The sequence below is a fragment of the Streptomyces sp. NPDC006739 genome, assembly GCF_042869815.1.
GTDB lineage: Bacteria > Actinomycetota > Actinomycetes > Streptomycetales > Streptomycetaceae > Streptomyces.
On sequence record NZ_JBIAGM010000003.1, the window covers coordinates 152821 to 175737 of the forward strand.

The following is a 22917-nucleotide window of genomic DNA, read 5'->3' on the forward strand; positions in this document are numbered from 1 at the left end:
GAAACGCGCAGGGAAACAATACCGCACTCGGGTCGGTGATCGCGCACCCCTTTCGGGTTGACCTCAAGCTTGGTTGAGGTTGCACGATCGTGAGCATGACGATCACAGCGGACGCCGGCCGTACCCACGACTACCAGGACCTGCCCCGGCTGATGGGGCTGATGACCGGCGACGAGAAGCACGGACCCGCGGCCACCTCCACGCTCGACGTGCTGTGGGTGCTCTACGACCGGGTGCTGCGGGTCGGGCCGGAGCGGATGGCCGACCCGGCCCGGGACCGGTTCCTGCTGAGCAAGGGGCACGGACCGATGGCGTACTACGCGGTGCTGGCCGCCAAGGGCTTCGTACCGGTGGAGTGGCTGCCGGGCTTCGGCACGTACGACTCCCCGCTCGGGCACCATCCGGACCGGGTGCTGGTGCCCGGCGCCGAGATCGGCAGCGGGTCGCTGGGACACGGGCTGCCGATCGCGGTGGGCACCGCGCTGGGGCTGCGCGCCCAGGGGCTCGACGAGCCACGGGTGTGGACGCTGATCGGGGACGCCGAACTCGACGAGGGCAGCAACCACGAGGCGATCGCCTTCGCCGGACCCGCCGCTCTGGAGCGGCTGCACACCGTCGTCGTCGACAACTCCTCCGCCAGCCATGCCCGGCCCGGCGGGATCGCCGCCCGGTTCGAGGCCGCGGGCTGGTCCGCGGTGACCGTCGACGGGCGCGACCACGAGGCGCTGTACGACGCGTTCACCGTGCCGCATCCGGGCCGGCCGCACGTGGTGGTGGCCCGTGTCGAGCCCAAGACCGCCTGACCTCCTCCCCCAGCCACCCTCCCAGAAGAAGGACCGCACCCCCATGGACACCATGCGTGACCGTTTCGCCCCCGTCGTCTCCCGGCTGCTGGAGGAGGACCCGCGGGTCGCGGTCGTCCTCGCCGAGATCGGCACAGACGGCTTCGCCGAGGCGATGCGCCGGCATCCGAACCGGGTGATCAACGTCGGGATCCGTGAGCAACTGCTGGTCGGGGCGGCGGCCGGGCTGGCTCTCACCGGGCTGCGGCCGGTCGTGCACACCTTCGCCAGCTTCCTCGTCGAGCGCCCCTTCGAGCAGGTCAAGCTCGACCTGGGGCACCAGGACGCGGGGGCCGTGCTGGTGAGCGCGGCGGCCTCGTTCGACTGGCCGGCCGGCGGCTACACCCACATGGCGCCCGGCGACGTGGCGCTGCTCGACACCCTGGACGGCTGGACCGTCCAGGTGCCCGGTCACCCCGACGAGGCGGAGGCCCTGCTGCGGCACGCGGTCGCCGCGGGCGACGACAAGGTGTACGTCCGCCTGTCCGTGCAGGCCAACGGGCAGGGGCACGCGGTCGACGGGCAGCGCTTGCTGACCCTGCGCGAAGGGCGCTCGGGGGTCGTGGTCGCCGTCGGTCCGATGCTGGACGCGGTGCTCGCCGCCACCGAGGGACTGGACGTGACCGTCCTGTACGCGACGACGGTACGGCCCTTCGACACGGCCGCGCTGCGCCGGGCGACCCGCGCGGCGGGCACGGACGTCGTCCTCGTCGAGCCGTACCTGGCCGGGACGTCCACGGCCGCCGTGAGCGAGGCGCTGTCCGACGTGCCGCACCGGGTGCTGGGCCTCGGCGTGGGCCGGCGCGAGCTGCGCCGGTACGGGACCGTCGAGGAACACACGGCGGCCCACGGGCTGGACGCACGTGGTCTGCGGGAGCGGATCTCGGGGTTCATCCGGGGGCGGGTGGCGGCCGGCGGCTGAGCGGGGTCCGTGGGACCGGTCGTCTCATCCGCCGCCCGGCAGCCCCAGCTCCGGATAGGCGTCGAGGAGCCGGGTCGGGGCCGCCTGGCGCCAGGAGTCGGCGAGGATGGCGCGCAGTTCGTCCTCGTCCTCCAGGGCGGCCAGCCGCACTCTCACCCACGCGAACTGCGCCTCGTGACCGGCGATCCAGAACTTCTCCGGTTCCGAGAGCACGAGTTCGCCGCGCTCCTCCTTGGGACAGCGCACGGCGATGGACGTCTCCTCCTCCGGCAGCGTGGCGAACATCTTCCCGGCCACCCGGAACGTGGGCATGCTCCAGGCGGTCTTCTCGCTGGTGTCCGGCAGGGACAGGGCGACACGGCGTACGTCTTCGGCATCCGGCATGCTCCGCACCGTAACCGGTCCCAGTGACAACGCCTGGCCCGCACGCCTACGGGGCCGCCTCCCCCAGCGCCACCAGCACCGGGCGGATCAGCGGGTGGCCCTCCGCTCCGCGCCGTACGGCCGCGAAGACCCGGCGGGTGGGGGCCACGCCGTCGACCGGGCGGACGACCACGCCGGCCAGGTCCATGCCGCGCAGCGCCGAGCGCGGTACCAGGGCCACGCCCGCGTCGGCCGAGGCCAGCGCGACGACGGCGCGGAAGTCGTCGGAGGAGTGCTCGAGACGGGGCTGGAACCCGGCGCCCTCGCAGGCCAGGACGACCACCTCGTGGCAGGGGTTGCCCGGATAGGGGCCGATCCACGGGTCCTTGGCCAGCTCGGCGAGGGGGACCTCGGCGGCGTCCGCGAGACGGTGCCGGACCGGGACGACCGCGTCGAACGGCTCGGCGTACAGCGGGACATGGGTGAGCCGGGGGTCGTCGGCGGGCGGCGCACCCCGGTACTCGACGGCGACGGCGACATCCACCTGGCGGTCCAGGACCATCGGCAGGCTGGCGTCGCCCTCGGCGTCCAGGACGCGCAGCCGGATGCCGGGCGCGGCACGGGCGAGCCGGGCCACGGCGGGCGCCACCACCTGGGCGATGCCGGTGGCGAAGGCGGCCACGGTGACCGTGCCGGCCTCGCCCGAGCCGTACGCGGCCAGCTCGGCCTCGGCCCGCTCCAGCTGCGCGAGGACCACATGGGTGTGGGCGAGCAGGATCTCCCCGGCCTGGGTCAGCCGTACGCCCTTCGCGCCGCGCTCCACCAGGCGGTGGCCGGTCTCCTGCTCCAGGGCCGCGAGCTGCTGGGAGACGGCCGAGGGGGTGAGGTAGAGCGCGGCGGCAGCGGCGGTCACCGTGCGGTGGTCGGCCACCGCACGGAGGATGTGCAGCCGCCGCGCCTCGATCATGGCTCGATTATCGCAACATGTCCGGACCGCCCGGCCCGCAGGCTCCGCTCAGCCCTCCAGCTCCGCGCGGGCCGCGACGAAGGCGTCCACCGCGCGGTTCACGTCCGCGGCCGAGTGCGCGGCGGACAGCTGGACGCGGATGCGGGCCTGGCCCTGCGGGACCACCGGGTAGGAGAAGCCGATCACGTACACGCCGCGCTCCAGCAGCAGCTCCGCCATGCGGGCCGCCCGGGCCGCGTCACCGATCATCACCGGCGCGATGGCGTGGTCGCCGGGGAGGACGTCGAAGCCCTCCTCGGTCATACGGCGGCGGAACAGGGCGGTGTTCTCGGTGAGCCGGACGCGCAGGCCGTCCGCCGACTCCAGCAGGTCGAGGACCTTCAGGGAGGCCGCGGCGATGACCGGGGCGAGCGTGTTGGAGAACAGGTACGGCCGCGAGCGCTGGCGGAGCAGGGCGACGATCTCGGCGCGGGCGGCGACGTAGCCGCCGGAGGCACCGCCGAGCGCCTTGCCGAGGGTGCCGGTGACGATGTCGACGCGGTCCCGCACGCCGTGCAGTTCGGGGGTGCCGCGGCCGGTGGGGCCGACGAAGCCGACGGCGTGCGAGTCGTCGACCATGACCATCGCGTCGTAGCGGTCGGCCAGGTCGCAGATCTCGCGGAGCGGGGCGAGGTAGCCGTCCATGGAGAAGACGCCGTCGGTGACGATCAGCCTGCGCCGTGCGTCGGACGCGTCCTTCAACTGGCGTTCCAGGTCGGCCAGGTCGCGGTTGGCGTAGCGGAGGCGGCGGGCCTTGGACAGCCGGATGCCGTCGATGATCGAGGCGTGGTTGAGGGCGTCGGAGATCACCGCGTCCCGCTCGCCGAGGAGGGTCTCGAAGACACCGCCGTTGGCGTCGAAGCAGGAGGAGTAGAGGATCGTGTCCTCCTGGCCGAGGAAGGCCGACAGCCTCGCCTCCAGCTCCTTGTGCACCTCCTGCGTGCCGCAGATGAAGCGCACGGACGCCATGCCGTAGCCCCAGCGGTCGAGCGCCTCGTGGGCCGCGGCGACGACCTCGGGGTGGTCGGCCAGGCCCAGGTAGTTGTTGGCGCAGAAGTTGAGCACCTCGCCGGGGCGGCCGCCCGCGGTGACGTTGACGGTCGCGGACTGCGGGCCGCCGATGACGCGCTCGGGCTTGTGCAGTCCGGCGGTCCGGATCTCGTCGAGGGTGGCGCGCAGGTCGTCGCGCACGGAGTCGAACATCATCAGTCCTTGGAGGTCGTCAGAGGGTCCAGTCGAGGATGACCTTGCCGCCGCGGCCGCTCGCCGCGTCGGCGAACGCCGCCTCGAAGTCGCGGTAGCCGTACCGGCCGGTGATCACGGGGGCGAGGTCGAGACCGCCCTCCAGCAGCACCGACATCGCGTACCAGGTCTCGAACATCTCCCGGCCGTAGATGCCCTTGAGGGTGATCATCGAGGTGACGATCCGGGCCCAGTCGACCGGGAACTCCTGGGCGGGCAGGCCGAGCATGGCGATACGGCCGCCATGGGTCATGTTGGCGATCATGTCCCGCAGGGCCTCGGGCCGGCCGGACATCTCCAGGCCGATGTCGAAGCCCTCACGCAGTCCCAGCGCCCGCTGCCCGTCGGCGATCGGGGTCCCGGCGACGTTCAGCGCCAGACTCACACCGATCTTGCGCGCCAGCTCGAGACGCTCCTCGCTGACATCGGTGATGACGACGTTGCGGGCGCCGGCGTGCCGGGCCACGGCGGCGGCCATCAGGCCGATCGGCCCGGCACCGGTGATCAGGACGTCCTCGCCGACCAGCGGGAAGGACAGGGCGGTGTGCACGGCGTTGCCGAACGGGTCGAAGATCGCGGCGACGTCGAGGTCCACCGGCACCCGGTGCACCCACACGTTGGCGGCCGGCAGGACCACGTACTCGGCGAACGCCCCGTCCCGGCCGACGCCGAGCCCGACGGTGGCCCGGCACAGATGGCGGCGCCCGGCCAGGCAGTTGCGGCACTTGCCGCAGACCAGGTGGCCCTCGCCGCTGACCCGGTCGCCGACCGCGATGTCCGTGACGTCCCGCCCGGTCTCCACCACCTCGCCGGCGAACTCGTGCCCGATCACCAGCGGTGTGCGGATCGCCTGCCGCGCCCAGCCGTCCCAGGACCGGATGTGCAGGTCGGTGCCGCAGATGCCGGTGCGCAGCACCTTGATCAGTACGTCGCCGGGTCCGACGGCGGGTTCGGGGACGTCCGCGAGCCACAGACCGGGCTCCGCCTTCTCCTTGACCAGCGCTTTCAACGCGACGGCTCCTGTGCGTGAGATCCCGGTCGCGGGCATGCCGAAGGAGCCCGTTTCCGGGGCGAGGGGTGGAATCGCGTAGCAATCTGCCGTACGGCACCGCCTCCGGTCCATCGAGGTTTTCTTAAGCCGCGCCGCAGCTCCGCTTCACACCCGCCCCGGCCGGCCGGGTGTCACAGCAGCGTGAGCCCGTCGGTCTCCCGTCCCTCCAGCTGGACCACCAGTCCGGCCGCCGACGCCTTGATGGTCTCCAGGCCGGACCTCCCCCAGGGCCTCGGCCCCACGTCGGCGACGCACACCGTGCCCAGGGCCATTCCGGAGCTGTCGATGAGCGGGGCGCCCAGGTAGGAGCGGATGCCGTACTCGTCGACCACCGGGTTGCCCGCGAACCGGGGGTAGTCGCGGACGTCCTCCAGGACCAGTGCCTTGCGGCGGACCACCACGTGGGGACAGAAGCCGTGGTCGCGCGGGAGCAGACGGCCGACCTGGGGCCGGGTGCCGTCGGGCTTGGCGACCGGGCCGGTCGCGGGTATGGACAGGCCCGCGAAGAACTGGTGGTCCTCGCCGATGAAGTTGACCATGGCGTACGGCGACCCGGTGAGGTCGGCCAGGTGGACGGCGAAGGCGTCGAGCGCGGGCTCGGGCCACTGGCCGAGGCCCAGGCGGTCCAGCCGGCGGACGCGGGCGGGCGCTTCCTTGTCCTCGGGGGTGAGCAGCAGTCCCCTGGCGGGACGGGGCGGCTCATAGGTCATGGCCGGACTCCGTCGCTGTGGGCGTACCTCATATACGGGCTCCGTAGACGGTCGGACGGGGTGCGGGGATCACCTGTGCGCGCCGTGGCTCGGCGCGGGCGCCGGGGTGTGGGCGATGAGGTGGCGTACGAGGGTGAGCAGGGTCTGCACGCCGGAGCTGGAGATCCGGGCGTCGCAGGGGACGACCGGGATCCCCGGGTCGAGGTCGAGGGCGGAGCGCACCTCCTCGGGGTCGTAGCGGTAGGACCCGTCGAACTCGTTGACGGCGACGATGAAGCCGAGGCCGCGCTCCTCGAAGAAGTCGACGGCGGCGAAGCATTCCTCCAGGCGCCGGGTGTCGGCGAGGATCACCGCGCCGAGCGCGCCCTCGGACAGCTCGTCCCACATGAACCAGAACCGCTCCTGCCCGGGCGTCCCGAACAGGTACAGGACGTGCTCCGGGTCGAGGGTGATGCGGCCGAAGTCCATGGCGACGGTGGTCTCGACCTTGTTCTCGATGCCGTCGAGGTTGTCGGTGGCGGCGCTGACCGTGGTGAGCAGCTCCTCGGTACTGAGCGGGGCGATCTCGCTCACCGCGCCCACGAAGGTGGTCTTGCCGACCCCGAACCCGCCCGCCACCAGGATCTTGAGCGCGGTGGGGAACGGGTCAGAGCTGTCGTCGTAGTCCATCGAGCACTGCCTCCAGCAGAGACCGGTCAGTGGGGTTGTGGTGGAACACGGGGGGCTTGGTGGTCAGCGCCCCGCAGTCGACGAGGTCGGAGAGCAGCACCTTGGTGACCACCGCCGGCAGCTTGAGGTGTGCGGCGACCTCGGCGACCGAGACGGGCGCCCGGCACAGGTCGAGTGCCTGGGCGTGTTCGGGGCCGAGGTAGCCGAGCGGGGTGGCTCCGGTGGCCATCACCTGCGACATCAGGTCGAGTGCGATGCTGGGCCGGGTGCGGCCGTTGCTGACCGTGAACGGGCGCACCAGCCGTCCGGCCGCGTCGTCGAGCCAGGGCCCGTCACCGGCTGTCGCCACGTTCAAGACCTCATCGCCGTGGGTTCGACGGCGTGCTGGCGGGGCGCGGTCACCAGGTAGGGACGGACGCTCTTGACCAGCATGGCCATCTCGTAGCCGAGGACCGCCGCGTCGGCCTCTCGGCCGGCCAGTACGGCGAGGCAGGTGCCGGAGCCCGCGGTGGTGACGAACAGCAGGGTCGAGTCGAGTTCGACGACGACCTGCCGGACCTCTCCGCCGTCGCCGAACCGCACGCCGGCGCTGCGGCCGAGGGAGTACAGGCCGGAGGCGAGGGCCGCCATGTGGTCGGCGCTGTCGGCGTCGAGGCCGTGGACGGACTTCACCAGTCCGTCGCAGGACAGCAGCACCGCGCTGGACGTGTGCGGTACGCGCTGCACGAGGCCGCTCATCAGCCAGTCGAGGTCGGATACCTGGGCGGTCTGCGCATCGCTCGCCATGGTGGATCGACTCCTTGGGGTACGAAGGTCTGCGGGAGCGCTGGGGGTGGGGGTGGAGCTGGAGTGGGGGGTCATCCGGCCGGTGCGCTCCCGTCGGGGCGAACGGTGACCTCGGGTGCGGGCGCGTGGGCGTGCGCCTGGGTCATGGGGGTGGTGGTCGTGTCGAGGAGCGTCCCGTCCGACTCCAGGTGCTGTTGTGCCTCGGCAAGGCCGATGCCGCGCTGGAAGGCCGCCATGAGACCGGGGTCGTGGCCCACGAGGGTGTCGCTGTCCTGGCGTGGGGCCGGGCCGCCCCGCAGTTGGGGCGCGATGTGTTCCTGGGCGCGGCGGCGGGGCAGTTGGGGTTTGCCCATGGTGCCGCGCACCGTGCCGACGCGCGGGACGGGCGGGTTGCCCGCGTTGTCCTCGACGATGTGCCGGTCGTCGGGCCGGATGCCGGGGAGGGCCACGGCGGGGGTGGGCCGCGCCTCGTGGGCGCCGCGCACCGGCAGTGGGGGCGGCGGGGCGCCGTTCGGTACGGCCGCGGGCTGCGCGTGCCGCCCGCGCGTGGGGCCCGCGTCCGGGTCGCGGGGCGGGGGTGGCGCGTCCGCCGGGGGTGCGGGCGGGGGTGGCGGGAGGTGCGGCTGCGGTACGGCGCCGGACGCGTCCGGCGCCGTACCGAGCAGTGCCTGCGGGACGACGAGGACGGCCTGGACACCGCCGTAGATGTTGGTCTGCAGGCGTACGTGGATGCCGTGCCGCCGGGCCAGCTGGGAGACCACGAAGAGGCCGATGCGGCCGTCGGCGAGCAGGCTGGCGACGTTGACCTGGTCGGGGTCGGCGAGCAGGGCGTTCATCTTGTTCTGCTCGCCGACGGGCATGCCGAGTCCGCGGTCCTCGACCTCCACGGCGAGCCCGGAGGTGACGAGGTTGGCGCGCAGCAGTACCTGGGTGTGCGGGGCGGAGAACACGGTGGCGTTCTCGACGAGTTCGGCGAGCAGGTGGATGACGTCGGCGACGGCGTGGCCGCGCAGTTCGCCGTCGACGGGGGGCACCAGCTTGACCCGGGAGTACTGCTCGACCTCGGCGATGGCCGAGCGCAGCACCTCGGTCATGGACACCGGGTTGCTCCACTGCCGCCGGGAGACGGCGCCGCCGAGCACCGCGAGGTTCTCGGCGTGCCGCCGGATGCGGGTGGCCAGGTGGTCGACGTGGAACAGGCCCTTGAGCAGGTCCGGGTCCTCGATCTCGTTCTCCAGCTCGTCGAGGATCGAGATCTCGCGGTGCACGAGGGACTGAAGCCGGCGTGCGAGGTTGACGAAGACCTCCAGCTTCTGTTCGCTGCCGGCCTGGCTGGAGAGCTGGGAGGCCTGCACGACGGCGGTGACGGCGCCGTCGTGCGCGCGGGCCAGGTCGGCGGCGAGCAGCTCGAAGTCGTCGGCGTCCTCGGCCGGTCTGCCGCGCGGCCCGCGCGGGGGCGGGGTCTGGCCGCGGCGCAGCGCCTCGACGAGGGCGCGCAGGTCGGCCTCGCCGCGGGCGGCGCCGCGGCGCAGGGCGCCGACGCGGTCGCTCACCGTGCGGGCGGCGCGGCCGGCGGCCACGGCGGCGATGAGGATTCCCGCGATGGTCACCGAGACGGCCCCGGCGAGCACGGCGCACAGGGTCAGGCCGGGCCGGGCGCCGGTGGACCGGATGGTGAACAGGACGGCCGCGCTGCCGCTGAGGGCGACCGCGACCGGCGGCAGCACGGCCAGGCGCATGAGCTGAGGCCGTATGTGCGTCTCGGGCAGCGCGGGAGCGGGTCGGGCGACCGGTCGCCCGTGCCGGCCGCCCTCTCGGCGGTCGGGACGTGCGGCCGGTGCTCGGAGCTGAGACATCTGCGTCCTCGTACTGATCCGTCGGGGCCATCCGGACACTCACCGTAGTCGCCTGCGCATCATGTGCGGTGGGCAGTTGACAAAGTCCCCCCGACAGGGTCCCGCTCTGGTATGAGGCGTCGTACGAAAGACCGATAAACCTGTCGCAAATTCCTGCGGAGCGATGTGACGGACAGTAATTCTCTTGGCCCGAGGCGCCGCTCAGGCCACCGTGCGGCAGAACTGCACGAGCCCGGCGTCGACGTCCAGGACGATCTCCGCCATCTCCGCCCATGGCGGCTGGAAGCTCTTGCCCCACTCCACGGTGAAGGCGAGGACCTTGCCCTGGCGCTCGTCGGCGAAGTGCCGGGAGTAGGCGTAGTCGTCGCTGGTGCCGCAGGTCGGGTAGAGATGGAACCCGGACATCGGGGTGCAGGCGCGGCCCCGTACGCCCTGCAGGCCCACGCAGAACCGTTCGACGGGCACGACGGAGTCGTCCGCGTCGGACTTCGGGATGTACTCGGCGTGGGCCGGGTCCGACGGGATCCCGCGCTTGCCGTCGAAGAGGCTGTTGAGGAAGTTCTGTTCGGGGTCGTCGGACTGGTCGTCGTCGCCCCAGACGTACAGCATGTCCTCGGATTGACTTCCGCTCCCCGGGCCAAAGCCCAGGGATTCCTACCACGGTCGGCCGACCGTCTCGGTGGGTTCCTGCTTCACCGCGCTGGGCCGGTACGAGTACCGGTCTTGCCTTCGCTCCACAGGCTGACACCGCCAGTCCGGCGGCCTTGGCGACGTTGACCGCCGCGTTGATGTCCCGGTCGAGGACGGTCCCGCATGCCCCACATTCCCACACGCGAATGTGCAGGGGCTTGGGGCCGTCCCTGACGCCGCACTGCGAGCAGACCTGGGAGGCCGGCTCGAATCGTCCGATGCGGAGGAACCTGCGTCATTGCGCTGAATGTCGCGTTTGCCCTCTTCGAGGGTCAGTGTTCGTCGGCGAGGCCCAGTTCCTTCTGGGCGGTCCGGGCCGCCATCGCCTCCACACCGCGCCACAGCTGCGGCACGGGCTCGCAGACGCCCCGCCACCAGGGCTGTGCCGGGAGCTTCCCGGCGGGCTCGAAGGGCTCGCCGGGCCGTGGGAGCGCGACCGCCTGGCCCGCCTCGTCCCCCGCGTCCTTGGTCCACTCCCCCGGCTCGGCCCAGGCGTGCGTGGCCAGGTTGAAGGTGCCCCAGTGGATCGGCAGCAGCACCCCGTGCGGCTGTCCGCCCTGGAGGTCGAGGTGGGCGCGCAGACCCTCGTCGGGCCGCATGTGTATGTCGGGCCAGAACGCGCTGTAGGCGCCGATCTGGATCATCGTGGCGTCGAACGGGCCGTGGTCGGCGCCGATGTCCTGGAAGCCCTCGAAGTAGCCGGTGTCACCGCTGTGGTAGACCCGGTGCTCCTCACCGGCGACGACCCAGGACGCCCACAGGGTGTGCTGGGTGTTGCGCAGGCCCCGGCCGCAGAAGTGCCGCGCCGGGGTGGCGGTCAGGGTGAGCCCGCCGACCTTGGTCGACTCGTGCCAGTCCAGCTCGCGGATCCGGTCGGCGCAGACGCCCCAGTGTTCGAGGTGGGCGCCTACGCCGAGCGGCACGGCGAACAGGGTGTCGGTGCCGGCCAGTTCCCTGATCGTGGGCAGGTCGAGGTGGTCGTAGTGGTCGTGCGAGATGACGACGACGTCGACCGGGCCGAGCGCCGCCAGCGGCAGCGGCACCGGGTGCAGCCGCTTGGGGCCGGCGAACGGGAACGGGGAGCAGCGCTCGCCCCAGACCGGGTCGAACAGCACCCGGTGTCCGTCGATCTCGGCGAGCACGCTGGAGTGGCCCATCCAGGTCAGCCGCAGTCCGGTGGCGGCGGGCCTGGCGAGGTCGGCGACGGTGGTGGGGTGCACCGGGACCGTGCCCCGGGGAGCGCGCCGGGGCCGCTCGTCCTTGTCGAGGAAGACCTTCGCGAAGTCCAGCATCGACCCGGAGGGCCGGGTCCGGGCGGGGCCTCCCGGGTTCTGGAAGACACCGTCCCCGAAGTGGGGGGATCTGCGGATGCGCGCCAGGCGCTCACCGCTGGGGTCGGCGCCGAAGGCCACGGGCCGCAAGGCGCGGAGCCCGTGGCTCAGGGAACGCGAACCGGTCACGGTACCTCCAGGTGGACTCGCTGAGGCCCTCCATTGTCACACTCGCCGGATGACGCGTTGACAGCGCGGGACACACCTCCGGATACTGACCCATCGTTCAGTAAATGAGGAGACCTCCGTGACCCCGCCCGGTGCCGCCCCCCTGATGTCGCTCGTCTGGACCGACCACGTCACCGGCCGCCAGGGGTTCCTGGTCGTCGACCGGCTGGTGCGGGGCGTGGCCAGTGGCGGTCTGCGGATGCGGCCCGGCTGCACCCTGGCGGAGGTGGCCGGGCTCGCCCGCGGTATGACGATGAAGGAAGCCCTGCACTACGACCCCGAGAGCCGCTACGTCCCGCTGGGCGGCGCGAAGGGCGGTATCGACTGCGATCCGCGGGCCCCGGAGGCGTACGGGCTGCTCGTGCGCTATCTGCGCGCCATGCGGCCGTACGTCGAGAGCTGCTGGACCACCGGCGAGGACCTCGGGCTCAGCCAGGAGCTGGTGGACCGGGCGGCCCGCGAGGCGGGGCTGGTCTCCACGGTCCAGGCCGTGTTCCCGCTGCTGGACGACGAGGCGGCGGCCCGGCGGCGGCTGGCGGACGCGTTCGCGGTCGAGGTGGACGGCATCGGACTGGACGCGCTGGTGGGCGGCTGCGGGGTGGCCGAGTCGGTGCTCGCGGCCCTGGACCGCGCCTCGGTGCCGTACGCGGGCACGCGGGTCGCGGTGCAGGGGCTGGGCACGATGGGCGGGGCCACGGCGCGTTTCCTGGCGCGCGCGGGGCTCGCCGTGGTGGCCGTCGCCGACGTCAAGGGCACCATCGCCCATCCGGCGGGGCTGGACGTGGAGGCGTTGCTCGCCGCGCGGGACGCCCACGGCACCGTCGACCGCTCGGTGCTGCGGCCCGGCGACCGTGAACTGCCAGATGAGGCGTGGCTGTCGGCCGAGGCGGAGGTGCTGGTGCCGGCGGCGGTGTCGTACGCGATCGACGCCGGCGTCCAGGAGCGGATCACCGCCCGCTGGATCGTCGAGGCCGCCAACATGCCCGTCCTCCCGGACGCGGAGGCCCTGCTTGCGGCGCGCGGGGTGACCGTGCTGCCGGACGTGGTGGTCAACTCCGGGACCAACGCCTGGTGGTGGTGGACGCTGTTCGGCGACATCGGCGCGGACGCGGACGAGGCGTTCGCGTACACCCGGCGCTCGATGCGCGCCCTGGTCGGCCTGATGCTGGACCGCGCCGAGGCGGACGCCACGACACCGCGCGCGGCCGCGCACGCCCTGGCCGGCGACCGGCTGCCGGTGATCGCCGAGCGCTTTGGCTGGTATCGGTCCGGCTGACCCCGGCCCGGGCGGCACCGCCCGTGACCACGGATTAGGGTGACGGCGTGGCGAGAGTGCGGTTGAGCGTGGCGGAGCGGCGGGAGGAACTGCTGCGGGCCGCCATCGGGCAGATCGAGGAGCGGGGCGTGGCGGCGGTCAGGATCGCCGACGTGGCCTCGGTCCTCGGGGTGAGCAACGCGCTGGTGCTCTACCACTTCGAGACGAAGGAGAGGCTGGTCGCCGCCGCGTTCAGCTACGCGGCCGAGGACGACCTGGCGCGTCTGCGGGGACTGCTGGACCGGCGGACGTCCGCGCTGCGCCGGCTGCGGGCGGCCGTGCGCTGGTACGCGCCGACGGGGCAGGCCAAGGGCTGGCGGCTGTGGATCGAGGGCTGGGCGGTGGCGCTGCGCGAGCCCGCCCTCAGGGACGCCGCCCGGGACCTGGACCGGCGGTGGAAGGCGGCCATCACCGAGGTCATCGCGGAAGGCGTGGCCGCGGGCGAGTTCCACTGCCCCGACCCGGCGGCCGCGGCACTGCGGCTGACGGCACTGCTCGACGGGCTCGCCGTGCAGCTCACCTGCTACGCGGGCGCGGTGCCCCGCTCCCGGGCACAGCGATGGGCCGACGAGGCGCTGGCCCGCGAACTGGGGCTGGGGCCGGAGGCGTTGTAGCGGCGGCGGGGGCGGTACGCGGTCGTCACTGGACCGCGTACCGCCCCCGGGGCCGGGCCGGCTCGCTCAGGCCACCGACGCGATCCGCATCTTGATGTCGTCCGGGGACAGGGTGCCCTTGGCGGTCACATGGTCGCCGGAGGACTCACCGCGCAGACGGCGGCCGATCCAGGGGACGAGGAACTCGCGGGCCCAGTGGACGTCGTCCCGGCGGACCTCCAGGGTGCCGCGCGGCGGGAGCCGCGGCCAGGGCTGTTCCGGGTCGGCCGGTACCTCCAGGCCGAGGACCTGCCCGGCGCGCAGCGCCACGCGCGTGTGGCCCTCGGGCGAGAGGTGGAGCCGGTCGCCGTCCCAGGCCCGGCGGTCCTGAATGGCCTTCAGGGACCACAGGTCGAGCACCGGACAGCCGTACCGGTCCGCGATGGCCCGCACATGGCCGTTGTAGGTGGCGATCTTGCCGCGCAGGTGCTTGAGCACGGGCACGCCACGGGTGTCGAATCCGGTCGTCACCATGACCGTGCCGGCCACGCCGGTGAGCTGGGCCACGGCCCGCTCGAAACGCTCGGCCACCTCGTCCGGGTCGGTGCCGGGACGGATGATGTCATTGCCGCCCGCGCAGAAGGAGACCAGGTCCGGGGCCAGTTCCACGGCCCGGGGAAGCTGGTCGGCCACGACCTGGTCGAGCAGCTTCCCGCGCACGGCGAGGTTGGTGTACACGAAGTCGCCCTCGGGCCGGCGGTCCGCGAGCAGTACCGCGAACCGGTCGGCCCAGCCGACGAACGCCCCGTCGGGGCCGGGGTCTCCCACGCCCTCGGTGAAGCTGTCCCCCACCGCCACGTACGACCCGATCACTGATCTGTTGTCATTCTTCGAATCGTCTGCCACGTCGGACCATGATTCACCTTGGGATGTGACCTACGCGACCGTAAGGCGGGGTTGACGAGCGGTGAGATATGACACCCTTAAATAATTTGCCAACGGAGGAATAGTCTCCTGGCCTCCCGACCCCCCGGGCTCCCGGGCTCCCGGGCTCCCGGCTCAGACGCGGCGCAGCCGGAGGACCGTCGCGTCCAGGTCGCCGCGCAGCCCCGTGCGCAGACCGTGGTGCAACAGGACGGCACCCCGGTGAACTTCGCCCGTTTCGCGGCATTCGTACGTCGCCGCCGGGTCGAGCCCGCGCAGCCGCACCGCCGGCACCGGTTCGCCGTGGCGCTGCGCCTGGAGGCAGGCGACAACGACCGACTCGTCCCCGAGCACGTACTGGACCGCGCTCAGTCCGCCCTCCGGGGGCCTGAGCCGGTACAGCTCGCCGCGCTGCACGACCGGGCGGATCTCCTTGTACAGCTCCACCCACTCCCGGGCCTCGGCCAGTTCCTCCTCGCTCCACTCCGCGAGGTCGCCGCCGACCCCGAGGACCCCCGCCATGGCGCTGACGAAGCGGAAGCGCAGGCTGCTGACGCGGCCGTTGAGCTGGGTGTTCGGGCTGTCGGTGACCCAGGCGGCCATCACCCGCGCGGGATGGATCTGGCTGAAGCCGTGCTGGATGGCGAGCCGGTCGAGCGGATCGGTGTTGTCGGAGGTCCACACCTGGTCCGTACGGCTCATGACCCCGAGGTCGATCCGGCCGCCGCCGCCCGAGCAGGACTCGAAGGCCACGCCGGGATGGGCCGCGCGCAGCCGGTCGAGCAGGGCGTACAGGGCGCGGACGTGGTCGACCCACAGGCGCTGCGGGTACGGCTCCCCGGGCCAGCCGGCGTCGGTGAAGCAGCGGTTGAAGTCCCACTTCACGTAGTCGACCGGGGCGTTGGTCAGGAGCCCGTCGAGCTGCTGCCAGAGGTATTCCTGGACGTCCTCGCGGGCGAGGTTGAGGACGAGCTGGTTGCGGAACTCCGTCCGCCTGCGTCCCGGCTGGAACTGGACCCAGTCGGGGTGGGCGCGGTACAGCTCGCTGTCCGGGTTGACCATTTCGGGCTCCACCCAGATGCCGAACTGCATGCCGAGGGCGTGCACGTAGTCGGCCAGGGGCTTGAGGCCCTTCGGGAAGCGGTCGGGGTTGGGCGTCCAGTCGCCGAGTCCGGCGCGGTCGCTGGTGCGGGTGCCGAACCAGCCGTCGTCGACGACGAACAGCTCGACGCCGATGGCGGCCGCCCGCCGGGCGAGGGTGGCCTGCTGTTCCTCGGAGATGTCGAAGTTGGTGGCTTCCCAGGAGTTGAAGAGCACCGGCCGGTCCCGGTCCGCGTCCGGGATGACGTGGGCGCGCTGGTAGGCGTGCCAGGCGCGGCTCGCGCCGCCGAAGCCGCCGTCGCTCCACAGGCCCGCGAAGACGGGGCTGGTGTACGACTCCCCCGGCTGGAGGAGCAGCAGGCCCGAGTCGTCGTAGCCGGCGCCGCCGGTGATCTGCACCCGCGCGTCCGGGAGCTGGGCGACGGCGATCCGCCAGGAGCCGGACCAGCCGAGGGCGCAGCCGTAGACCTCGCCGTGCTCCTCGGTGGCGTCGGTGTCCAGCGCGACCCAGGGCAGGTGCTGGTGGCCGGTGTGGCCGCGGCGGCTGCCGATCACCTGGTCGCCGTGGCCGAGCGGGGTGCGCAGCAGCTGGGACTCGGCGGCCCAGCGGCCGTGCAGCTGGGACAGCCGCCAGCCCTCGCGGTCGGGCAGCGTCCAGGTGGCGGCGTCCGCGCGCAGCAGCTCCACGCGCGCGTGCCCCTCGTTGTCCAGGGTCACCCAGCGCTCCACCACGTCGCCGCGCATCCGGTAGTGCAGGGTGACGGCCAGGCCGTCGTCCTCGAAACGCAGCCGCAGCTCGCCGTCCTCCGTGTCGGACGACACGAAGCGCCACTCGGTGCCGCGCCGCTCCTCGGTGCGCACGGAGAGGGCGGGGCGGACGAATCGGGGGCCGCCCTCGACGGGGTACTCCTCACGGCCGTCGAGCGGGGACTCGAAGGGCCAGTAGCCGGGCAGCGGGCTCACCGCGAGGGCCTCGGCGTCGGCCAGGGCGAGACGCGGCCCCCAATGGAGGTGGAGGAGTTCGTCCGCCTCGGTGAGATGCAGGGCATAGCTGCTGGTCGGGCCCGACAGGAGCCACGTACGACCGTTTTCGGCAATGTCCACCACAAAGACCTCACAGGTGCCAACAGACTCACTCAAGTGTCGACATCATCGAGGTCGGCGGGGGTGTGAGGCAACGCCTGTGGACAACTCATTGCCCGATCAAACCAATGTCGTATCGTCGACCGAGTGCCCCGTCGACGAGCCGCGCCGCCGGGACCGACCGGGAGGAGCCCCCGTGACGCAGCAGGTCCCGTCGACCGAGCCGGAGCTGTCCGGAGTGCGCAACTTCCGGGACGTCGGCGGACTGCCGACGGTGGACGGCCGCCGGGTGCGGTACGGAGTGCTGTTCCGCAGCGGCCATCTCGCGCACGCGACCGATCAGGACGCGGCGTTCCTCGGCTCGCTGGGCCTGCACACGATCTTCGACTTCCGTAACGCGGCCGACCAGAAGCTGGAGGGGCCGGACGTCGAGCTGCCCGGCGTGCGGAACGTGAACCTGCCGCTGAGCGACCCGGCGGACGGCGCCGAGTTCTGGAAGATGGTCCGCGACGGCAACCTCGAACAACTGCGCGGGATCCTCTCGGACGGCAGGGCGGCGGCCCGGATGGTCACCTCCTACCGCACCATCGTCACCGAGCGCACCGCGGAGCACTCCCGGGTGCTGCACGCACTGGCCGAGGACAGCGTGCCCGCGCTGATGCACTGCGCGGCGGGCAAGGACCGCGCGGGTCTGTCCATCGCCGTCACGCTGCTCGCGCTGGGCGTCGAGCGGGACGCGATCCTGGCCGACTACCTGGAGTCCAACGCCACCCACCGGCGCTACAAGGTGCGTCGCAACGGCAGCGCGGAGTCCGCCTACACGCCCGAGGTGATGGAGCTGCTCAGCCCCCTCTTCGACGCGCGCGCCGAGTATCTGACGGCGGCGCTCGAAACCGTCGAGGAGCGGTGGGGCGGGGTCGACGCCTACCTGGAGCGGGGCCTCGGACTCTCCCCGGAGAGCCGGGAGCGGCTGCGGGCACGCCTTCTCGACTGAGCGGGCCTCACTGCTTGCCGCCCACCGCGAACAGCAGGTAGAGGAAGGCGGCCAGGACGTGGCCGACGGCGCCGTAGACGACCAGTCGCACCCACAGGGCGCGCGGGAACTTTTCTTCCACGTTGTCACTCATGGCAGCTCTCCGGTCAGGGGGCCCAGGCACAGTGCGGCCGTGGGGCTCTGCAGCAGGGTGTGGACGAACAGGAGCTCGACGCCGTCGTGGTCCTCGGCGGCCAGCCGGTGCGGGGTCAGCGAGTCGAAGTGCGCGCTGTCCCCGGGACCGAGCAGGTGCGCGGTGTCCCCCAGGCGCAGCCTGAGCCGGCCCCCGAGGACGTGGAGCCACTCCTCGCCGGGGTGCACGCGCACGATGTCGCCCTGCGAGCCGTACGGCACCCGGACCCGCAGCGCCTGCATGCCCCGCGCGGGCGCCCCGGCCTGCCAGTAGGTCCAGCCGCCCGCCCGGGTCGGCTCCATGTCGGCGGCGCGCACGATGGCGTCCCGGTCGGCGACCCTCTCGCCGAGCAGTTCGGCGACCGTCGTACCGTAGATACGGGCGAGCGCGAGCAGCATCGGCAGCGAGGGCTGGCGCAGCCCGGTCTCCAGTCGGGAGAGATGGGCGGGGGACAGTCCGGCGGCCCGCGCCGCGGCCTCCAGGGTGAGGCCGGTACGGCGGCGCAGCGCGCGCAGCTGCGGGGCGACGGCGGGCAGTTCGTCACCGGGCCCCGGCTCGGGAGCGTTCATGTCTCCATTGAGCCGCAGCCTTGCCCGTGCGGCAAATTTCTTGCCTCAGAGGCAAAACTGGTGGCTCGGCCGGGCAGGGCCCCGGCCGGCCGGGCTAGCGGTTGGCCACCGCCTGCTTGATGAGTGTCCTGCCGAAGTCCCACATCAGGCCGCCGCCGCTGTGCGCGTCGTCCATCACGGCGGTGAAGGCGTCGACGAAGCGGTCCACCTCGGCCTCACCGATGACCAACGGCGGAATGAGCTTGATCACTTCCAGGTGGTCGCCGGAGACCTGGGTGAGGATCCGGTGCCGTTGCAGCAGCGGTACGACCACCATCTGCGCGAACAGTCCCTTGCGGGCGGCCTGGAGCATGGTCCAGCGGCTGCGCAGCCGCAGGGACGTGGGCCTGCCGAACTCGATGCCGATCATCAGGCCCCGGCCGCGGACGTCGGCGAGCAGCTCGTAGGTGTCGACGAGCGCGGTGAGCCGGGACTTCAGCCGCTCGCCCGTGGCCCGGGCGTTCGCGACGATCTGCTCGTTCTCCATGACCGACAGGACGGCCAGCCCGGCGGCCATGGCCTGGGCGTTGGCGCCGAAGCTCGCCGAGTGGACCAGCACGCGGTCCATGGACGAGTAGACCTTCTTGAAGATCCAGTCCTTGCCGAGGGTGGCACCGACCGGTACGTAGCCGCCGGACAGTGCCTTGGCCACGCACACCAGATCGGGTTCGACGCCGTCCTCGTGCTGGTAGGCGTAGAAGTCCCCGGTGCGGCCCAGGCCCGTCTGCACCTCGTCGGCGATGAGCAGCGCCTTGTGCCGGTGCAGCAGTTCCTGGGCGGCGCGCAGATAGCCGGGCGGCGACTCGTGCACGCCCTTGCCCTGGATCGGCTCGACGATCAGGGCGGCGACGTCCCCCTTCCGCAGCTCCCCGGCCAGCGCGTCGAGATCACCGAGCGGTACGGCCGTGTCGGGCAGCAGCGGGGCGAAGCCGTCGCGGAAGCCGTCCTCTCCGTTGACCGAGAGGGATCCGGTGGTCAGCCCGTGGAAGGCGTGGTCGCAGTAGAGGACGCGCGGCTTCCCGGTGGCGTACCGGGCGAACTTCAGCGCGGTCTCCACCGCCTCCGTGCCGCTGTTGCCGAAGAACACCCGGTCCAGGTGCGGGCTGTGCGCGAGCAGCCGCTCGGCCAGCAGGCCGGGCAGCGGCTGGCAGTCGAAGCGGGTCAGGTCGGCGAGGGAGGCGTCGAGGACGTCGTGCAGCGCCTTGCGGACGACAGGGTGGTGGCGGCCCAGGCCCATCACCCCGAACCCGGCGAGCATGTCCAGGTGGTCGTTGCCGTCCGCGTCCCAGAAGTGGGCGCCCTCGGCCCGCTCGTAGACCTTGTCGAAGCCGATGGTGTGCAGCATGCGCGGGAGCTGCGGGTTGAGGTACTTCGCGTGCAGCTCGTAGCGCTCGGCTCCGCGCTCGGCGAGGAGGGCGCCGAGGTCGAACTCCTTGGTCATCCGGTCTCCTTGGCTGTGCCGTCGACGTCCTTCACCACCAGGCTCGCGCTGATCCGTCCGGCGATCTCGACGGGTGTCAGCCCGATGTCGGCCAGCACCTCGCCGCGCTTGGCGTGCGCGAGGAACTGCTCGGGGATGCCGAACCGCCGTACCGGCACGTCGACGTCTGCGTCCCCGAGGGCGAGCGCCACGGCGGAGCCGACGCCGGCCGCGCGGCTGTTGTCCTCGACGACGGCCACCAGCCGGTGTGCGGCGGCGAGGACGGGCAGGGCGGGGTCGACGGGCTTGACCCAGCGCGGGTCGACGACCGTGCAGCCGATGCCCCGCGCCGCCAGCAGCTCGGCCGCCTGCAGGCACACCGGCGCCATGACGCCCACGGCCACCAGCAGCACCTCGGGGTGTTCGGCTCGGTGCAGGACGTCCAGGCCTCCCACGCGGTCCACGGCCGGGATCCGCGGGCCCACCGACTCCTTCGGGAAGCGGACCAGGGTGGGCGCGTCGTCCACGGCGACGGCCTCGCGCAGCTGGGCGCGCAACTGGTCGGCGTCGCGCGGTGCGGCGATCCTCAGGCCCGGCACGACCTGGAGGACGGACATGTCCCACATGCCGTTGTGGGAGGCCCCGTCGACGCCGGTGACCCCCGCCCGGTCCAGCACGAAGGTGACCCCGCAGCGGTGCAGGGCCACGTCCATGAGCAGCTGGTCGAATGCACGGTTGAGGAAGGTGGCGTAGACGGCGACGACCGGGTGCAGTCCGCCGGTGGCCAGTCCCGCCGCCGACACGACGGCGTGCTGCTCGGCTATGCCGACGTCCCACACCCGGTCCGGGAACCGCTCGGCGAACCCGCCGAGTCCCACCGGGTGCAGCATGGCCGCCGTGATCGCGACGACGTCGTCCCGTTCCTCGCCGATACGGACGATCTCGTCGCCGAACACCGAGGTCCAGGACGGCCCGCCCGAGGGCGTGAGCGGCGCGCAGGTCAGCGGGTCCATCACGCCGACGGTGTGGAAGTGGTCCTCCTCGTGGGCGAGGGCGGGTTCGTAGCCGCGCCCCTTCTCGGTGAGGCAGTGGACGAGCACCGGGCCGTGGAAGCGCTTGGCCCGGCGCAGCGCCGACTCGACCGCGCCCACGTCGTGGCCGTCGATCGGACCGAGGTACTTGAGCCCGAGGTCCTCGAACATGCCCTGGGGGGCGAAGGCGTCCTTGAAGCCCTTCTTCGCCCCGTGCAGGGACTCGTAGACGGTGCTGCCGACGACCGGCGTGCGCAGCAGCACGTCCTTGCCCCAGGCGAGGACCCTCTCGTAGCCGTCGGTGGTGCGCAGGGTGGCCAGGTGGTTGGCGAGACCGCCGATGGTGGGCGCGTAGGAGCGTTCGTTGTCGTTGACGACGATGATCAGCGGCCGGTCCTTGGCGGCGGCGATGTTGTTCAGCGCCTCCCAGGCCATGCCGCCGGTCAGCGCGCCGTCGCCGATGACCGCGACGACATGGCCCTGCTCGCCCCGCACCTCGCGGGCCTTGGCGAGCCCGTCGGCCCAGCCGAGCGCCGTGGAGGCGTGGCTGTTCTCGATGACGTCGTGCTCGGACTCCTCGCGCGAGGGGTAGCCGGACAGGCCGCCCTTGCCCCGCAGCTTCGAGAAGTCCTGACGTCCGGTCAGCAGTTTGTGCACGTAGCTCTGGTGGCCGGTGTCCCAGAGGATGCGGTCGACCGGGGACTCGAAGACCCGGTGGAGCGCGATGGAGAGTTCCACCACCCCCAGGTTGGGCCCGAGGTGGCCGCCGGTCCTGGCCACCGCCTGGACCAGGAACTCTCTTATCTCTTCGGACAGTTCACCGAGTTCCGCCTCGGACAGCGCCTTCAGGTCGCGTGGTCCCCGGATGGTTTCCAGAATGGTCACGCTCGGCCCCCTCTCGGTCCGTACCTCGCTTCGGGCTCACTTCGTCTGCTGCTCCGCGAGCTTCATGGCCTCCTCGACGAGGGTCTCCACGATCTTCGACTCGGGGACGGTCTTGATGACCTCGCCCTTGACGAAGATCTGGCCCTTGCCGTTGCCGGAGGCGACACCGAGGTCCGCCTCGCGGGCCTCCCCGGGGCCGTTGACCACACAGCCCATCACCGCGACGCGCAGCGGCACCTCCATGCCGTCGAGGCCGGCGGTGACCTCCTCGGCCAGCTTGTACACATCCACCTGGGCACGCCCGCAGGACGGGCAGGAGACGATCTCCAGGCCGCGCTGCCGCAGGCCCAGCGACTCCAGGATCTGGATGCCGACCTTGACCTCCTCGGCGGGGGGAGCGCTCAGGGACACCCGGATGGTGTCCCCGATGCCCTCGCTCAGCAGCGCCCCGAAGGCGACGGCGGACTTGATCGTGCCCTGGAAGGCGGGGCCGGCCTCCGTGACGCCGAGGTGCAGCGGGTAGTCGCACCGGGCGGCGAGCTGCCGGTACGCCTCGATCATCACGACCGGGTCGTTGTGCTTGACGGAGATCTTGATGTCCCGGAAGTCGTGCTCCTCGAAGAGGGAGGCCTCCCACAGGGCGGACTCGACGAGCGCCTCCGGCGTCGCCCTGCCGTACTTCCGCAGCAGGCGCTGGTCCAGCGAGCCGGCGTTGACGCCGATCCGGACCGGGGTGCCGTGGTCCTTCGCGACGCGCGCGATCTCCTTGACCTTGTCGTCGAACTGCTTGATGTTGCCCGGGTTCACGCGCACGGCCGCGCAGCCGGCCTCGATCGCGGCGAACACGTACTTCGGCTGGAAGTGGATGTCCGCGATCACCGGGATCTGCGACTTCCGCGCGATCGTGGCCAGGGCGTCCGCGTCGTCCTGCGTGGGACACGCCACACGGACGATCTGGCAGCCGGACGCGGTGAGTTCGGCGATCTGCTGCAGGGTGGCGCCGACGTCGGACGTACGGGTCGTGGTCATCGACTGCACCGACACCGGGGCCCCGCCCCCGACCGCCACCGGCCCGACCTGGATCCGCCGCGACGGACGCCGCGCGGCGACGGGACGGGCCGGGACCTCGGGGACGCCCAGTGGAACGGCGGTCAC

The 22917-nt window shown here is 72.4% G+C and carries 23 protein-coding genes and 1 pseudogene; 5 read left to right on the forward strand and 19 right to left on the reverse strand.

All coding sequences use genetic code 11. The features are described from left to right. The first annotated feature begins 95 nt into the window (after positions 1–95). Both ACFYMM_RS07280 and ACFYMM_RS07285 read left to right on the forward strand, forming a co-directional pair. On the forward strand, positions 96–803 hold the full coding sequence (locus ACFYMM_RS07280; protein ID WP_388384770.1) for a transketolase: 708 nt from the start codon (positions 96–98) through the stop codon (positions 801–803). A gap of 43 nt (positions 804–846) precedes the next feature. Further along, on the forward strand, positions 847–1764 hold the full coding sequence (locus ACFYMM_RS07285; RefSeq protein ID WP_388384771.1) for a transketolase family protein: 918 nt from the start codon (positions 847–849) through the stop codon (positions 1762–1764). 24 nt (positions 1765–1788) lie between these two features. Here the strand turns inward: ACFYMM_RS07285 and ACFYMM_RS07290 are convergent, their stop codons facing one another. The 12 genes and pseudogenes from ACFYMM_RS07290 to ACFYMM_RS07345 form a co-directional block, all read right to left on the reverse strand. After that, positions 1789–2148 carry an MmcQ/YjbR family DNA-binding protein gene (locus ACFYMM_RS07290; protein WP_388384773.1) on the reverse strand — a complete coding sequence of 120 codons (360 nt, stop codon included), beginning with the start codon at positions 2146–2148 and terminating at the stop codon, positions 1789–1791. Positions 2149–2194: 46 nt separating this feature from the next. Then, a complete protein-coding gene (locus tag ACFYMM_RS07295; protein ID WP_388384775.1) occupies positions 2195–3094 on the reverse strand; it encodes a LysR family transcriptional regulator in 900 nt (299 codons plus the stop codon). Positions 3095–3142: 48 nt separating this feature from the next. After that, entirely contained in the window at positions 3143–4336 is a 1194-nt protein-coding gene (locus tag ACFYMM_RS07300; protein WP_388385286.1) for a glycine C-acetyltransferase, read from the reverse strand. A gap of 19 nt (positions 4337–4355) precedes the next feature. Continuing rightward, the gene (tdh, locus tag ACFYMM_RS07305) at positions 4356–5384 is read right to left on the reverse strand and encodes an L-threonine 3-dehydrogenase (protein WP_388384777.1); all 1029 of its coding nucleotides are present in this window, start codon (positions 5382–5384) and stop codon (positions 4356–4358) included. Positions 5385–5557: 173 nt separating this feature from the next. Then, a complete protein-coding gene (locus ACFYMM_RS07310) occupies positions 5558–6136 on the reverse strand; it encodes a GAF domain-containing protein (RefSeq protein ID WP_388384778.1) in 579 nt (192 codons plus the stop codon). 69 nt (positions 6137–6205) lie between these two features. Next, positions 6206–6805 (reverse strand): ATP/GTP-binding protein, encoded by a 600-nt coding sequence (locus tag ACFYMM_RS07315; protein ID WP_388384780.1) that lies wholly within the window; start codon positions 6803–6805, stop codon positions 6206–6208. Further along, a complete protein-coding gene (locus ACFYMM_RS07320; protein WP_388384782.1) occupies positions 6783–7154 on the reverse strand; it encodes a DUF742 domain-containing protein in 372 nt (123 codons plus the stop codon). Before ACFYMM_RS07320 ends, ACFYMM_RS07315 begins: the two co-directional genes overlap by 23 nt. A gap of 2 nt (positions 7155–7156) precedes the next feature. Next, positions 7157–7591: a roadblock/LC7 domain-containing protein gene (locus ACFYMM_RS07325; RefSeq protein WP_388384784.1), complete on the reverse strand. Its 435-nt coding sequence runs from the start codon at positions 7589–7591 to the stop codon at positions 7157–7159. 71 nt (positions 7592–7662) lie between these two features. Next, positions 7663–9447 (reverse strand): sensor histidine kinase, encoded by a 1785-nt coding sequence (locus ACFYMM_RS07330; RefSeq protein WP_388384785.1) that lies wholly within the window; start codon positions 9445–9447, stop codon positions 7663–7665. A 201-nt stretch (positions 9448–9648) separates the two neighbouring features. Continuing rightward, positions 9649–10056 carry a hypothetical protein gene (locus ACFYMM_RS07335; protein ID WP_388384787.1) on the reverse strand — a complete coding sequence of 136 codons (408 nt, stop codon included), beginning with the start codon at positions 10054–10056 and terminating at the stop codon, positions 9649–9651. Positions 10057–10222: 166 nt separating this feature from the next. Next, a pseudogene (locus tag ACFYMM_RS07340) lies at positions 10223–10357 on the reverse strand (zinc ribbon domain-containing protein); the annotation flags it as partial. Positions 10358–10409: 52 nt separating this feature from the next. Then, the gene (locus ACFYMM_RS07345; RefSeq protein ID WP_388384789.1) at positions 10410–11597 is read right to left on the reverse strand and encodes an MBL fold metallo-hydrolase; all 1188 of its coding nucleotides are present in this window, start codon (positions 11595–11597) and stop codon (positions 10410–10412) included. Between the two features lie 145 nt (positions 11598–11742). Between ACFYMM_RS07345 and ACFYMM_RS07350 the strand changes: the two genes are divergently transcribed. Further along, positions 11743–12912, forward strand: a complete 1170-nt coding sequence (locus ACFYMM_RS07350) for a Glu/Leu/Phe/Val dehydrogenase dimerization domain-containing protein (protein ID WP_388385287.1) — start codon at positions 11743–11745, stop codon at positions 12910–12912. A 47-nt stretch (positions 12913–12959) separates the two neighbouring features. Continuing rightward, positions 12960–13565, forward strand: coding sequence for a TetR/AcrR family transcriptional regulator (locus ACFYMM_RS07355; protein ID WP_388384791.1), 606 nt, complete (start codon positions 12960–12962; stop codon positions 13563–13565). A 66-nt stretch (positions 13566–13631) separates the two neighbouring features. Here the strand turns inward: ACFYMM_RS07355 and ACFYMM_RS07360 are convergent, their stop codons facing one another. Beyond that, positions 13632–14417: an SGNH/GDSL hydrolase family protein gene (locus ACFYMM_RS07360; RefSeq protein ID WP_388385288.1), complete on the reverse strand. Its 786-nt coding sequence runs from the start codon at positions 14415–14417 to the stop codon at positions 13632–13634. A gap of 186 nt (positions 14418–14603) precedes the next feature. Beyond that, on the reverse strand, positions 14604–16676 hold the full coding sequence (locus ACFYMM_RS07365) for an alpha-galactosidase (protein ID WP_388385289.1): 2073 nt from the start codon (positions 16674–16676) through the stop codon (positions 14604–14606). A 172-nt stretch (positions 16677–16848) separates the two neighbouring features. On the opposite strand from ACFYMM_RS07365, the gene ACFYMM_RS07370 reads away from it, so the two are divergent. Continuing rightward, on the forward strand, positions 16849–17646 hold the full coding sequence (locus ACFYMM_RS07370) for a tyrosine-protein phosphatase (RefSeq protein ID WP_388384793.1): 798 nt from the start codon (positions 16849–16851) through the stop codon (positions 17644–17646). A 7-nt stretch (positions 17647–17653) separates the two neighbouring features. On the opposite strand, the gene ACFYMM_RS07375 is transcribed toward ACFYMM_RS07370, so the two are convergent. The 5 genes from ACFYMM_RS07375 to ispG all read right to left on the reverse strand — a co-directional run bounded on the left by ACFYMM_RS07375 (position 17654) and on the right by ispG (position 22917). Then, the gene (locus tag ACFYMM_RS07375; RefSeq protein ID WP_388384794.1) at positions 17654–17779 is read right to left on the reverse strand and encodes a DUF6126 family protein; all 126 of its coding nucleotides are present in this window, start codon (positions 17777–17779) and stop codon (positions 17654–17656) included. After that, positions 17776–18387, reverse strand: a complete 612-nt coding sequence (locus ACFYMM_RS07380; protein WP_388384796.1) for a helix-turn-helix domain-containing protein — start codon at positions 18385–18387, stop codon at positions 17776–17778. The genes ACFYMM_RS07375 and ACFYMM_RS07380 overlap by 4 nt, the downstream gene beginning before the upstream one ends. Before the next feature lie 94 nt (positions 18388–18481). Further along, positions 18482–19867, reverse strand: coding sequence for an aspartate aminotransferase family protein (locus ACFYMM_RS07385; protein WP_388384798.1), 1386 nt, complete (start codon positions 19865–19867; stop codon positions 18482–18484). After that, a complete protein-coding gene (dxs, locus tag ACFYMM_RS07390; RefSeq protein WP_388384800.1) occupies positions 19864–21762 on the reverse strand; it encodes a 1-deoxy-D-xylulose-5-phosphate synthase in 1899 nt (632 codons plus the stop codon). Before dxs ends, ACFYMM_RS07385 begins: the two co-directional genes overlap by 4 nt. A 36-nt stretch (positions 21763–21798) precedes the next feature. Further along, positions 21799–22917 (reverse strand): flavodoxin-dependent (E)-4-hydroxy-3-methylbut-2-enyl-diphosphate synthase, encoded by a 1119-nt coding sequence (gene ispG, locus ACFYMM_RS07395; protein WP_388384802.1) that lies wholly within the window; start codon positions 22915–22917, stop codon positions 21799–21801.

Coding starts and splice junctions, on each gene's coding strand:
- ACFYMM_RS07335 (WP_388384787.1), bottom strand. CDS start 10,056: ATGCTGTACGTCTGGGGCGACGACGACCAGTCCGACGACCCCGAACAG.
- ACFYMM_RS07310 (WP_388384778.1), bottom strand. CDS start 6,136: ATGACCTATGAGCCGCCCCGTCCCGCCAGGGGACTGCTGCTCACCCCC.
- ACFYMM_RS07285 (WP_388384771.1), top strand. CDS start 847: ATGGACACCATGCGTGACCGTTTCGCCCCCGTCGTCTCCCGGCTGCTG.
- ACFYMM_RS07330 (WP_388384785.1), bottom strand. CDS start 9,447: ATGTCTCAGCTCCGAGCACCGGCCGCACGTCCCGACCGCCGAGAGGGC.
- ACFYMM_RS07325 (WP_388384784.1), bottom strand. CDS start 7,591: ATGGCGAGCGATGCGCAGACCGCCCAGGTATCCGACCTCGACTGGCTG.
- ACFYMM_RS07280 (WP_388384770.1), top strand. CDS start 96: ATGACGATCACAGCGGACGCCGGCCGTACCCACGACTACCAGGACCTG.
- ACFYMM_RS07290 (WP_388384773.1), bottom strand. CDS start 2,148: ATGCCGGATGCCGAAGACGTACGCCGTGTCGCCCTGTCCCTGCCGGAC.
- ACFYMM_RS07375 (WP_388384794.1), bottom strand. CDS start 17,779: ATGAGTGACAACGTGGAAGAAAAGTTCCCGCGCGCCCTGTGGGTGCGA.
- ACFYMM_RS07295 (WP_388384775.1), bottom strand. CDS start 3,094: ATGATCGAGGCGCGGCGGCTGCACATCCTCCGTGCGGTGGCCGACCAC.
- ACFYMM_RS07300 (WP_388385286.1), bottom strand. CDS start 4,336: ATGTTCGACTCCGTGCGCGACGACCTGCGCGCCACCCTCGACGAGATC.
- ACFYMM_RS07315 (WP_388384780.1), bottom strand. CDS start 6,805: ATGGACTACGACGACAGCTCTGACCCGTTCCCCACCGCGCTCAAGATC.
- ACFYMM_RS07385 (WP_388384798.1), bottom strand. CDS start 19,867: ATGACCAAGGAGTTCGACCTCGGCGCCCTCCTCGCCGAGCGCGGAGCC.
- ACFYMM_RS07380 (WP_388384796.1), bottom strand. CDS start 18,387: ATGAACGCTCCCGAGCCGGGGCCCGGTGACGAACTGCCCGCCGTCGCC.
- ACFYMM_RS07350 (WP_388385287.1), top strand. CDS start 11,743: ATGTCGCTCGTCTGGACCGACCACGTCACCGGCCGCCAGGGGTTCCTG.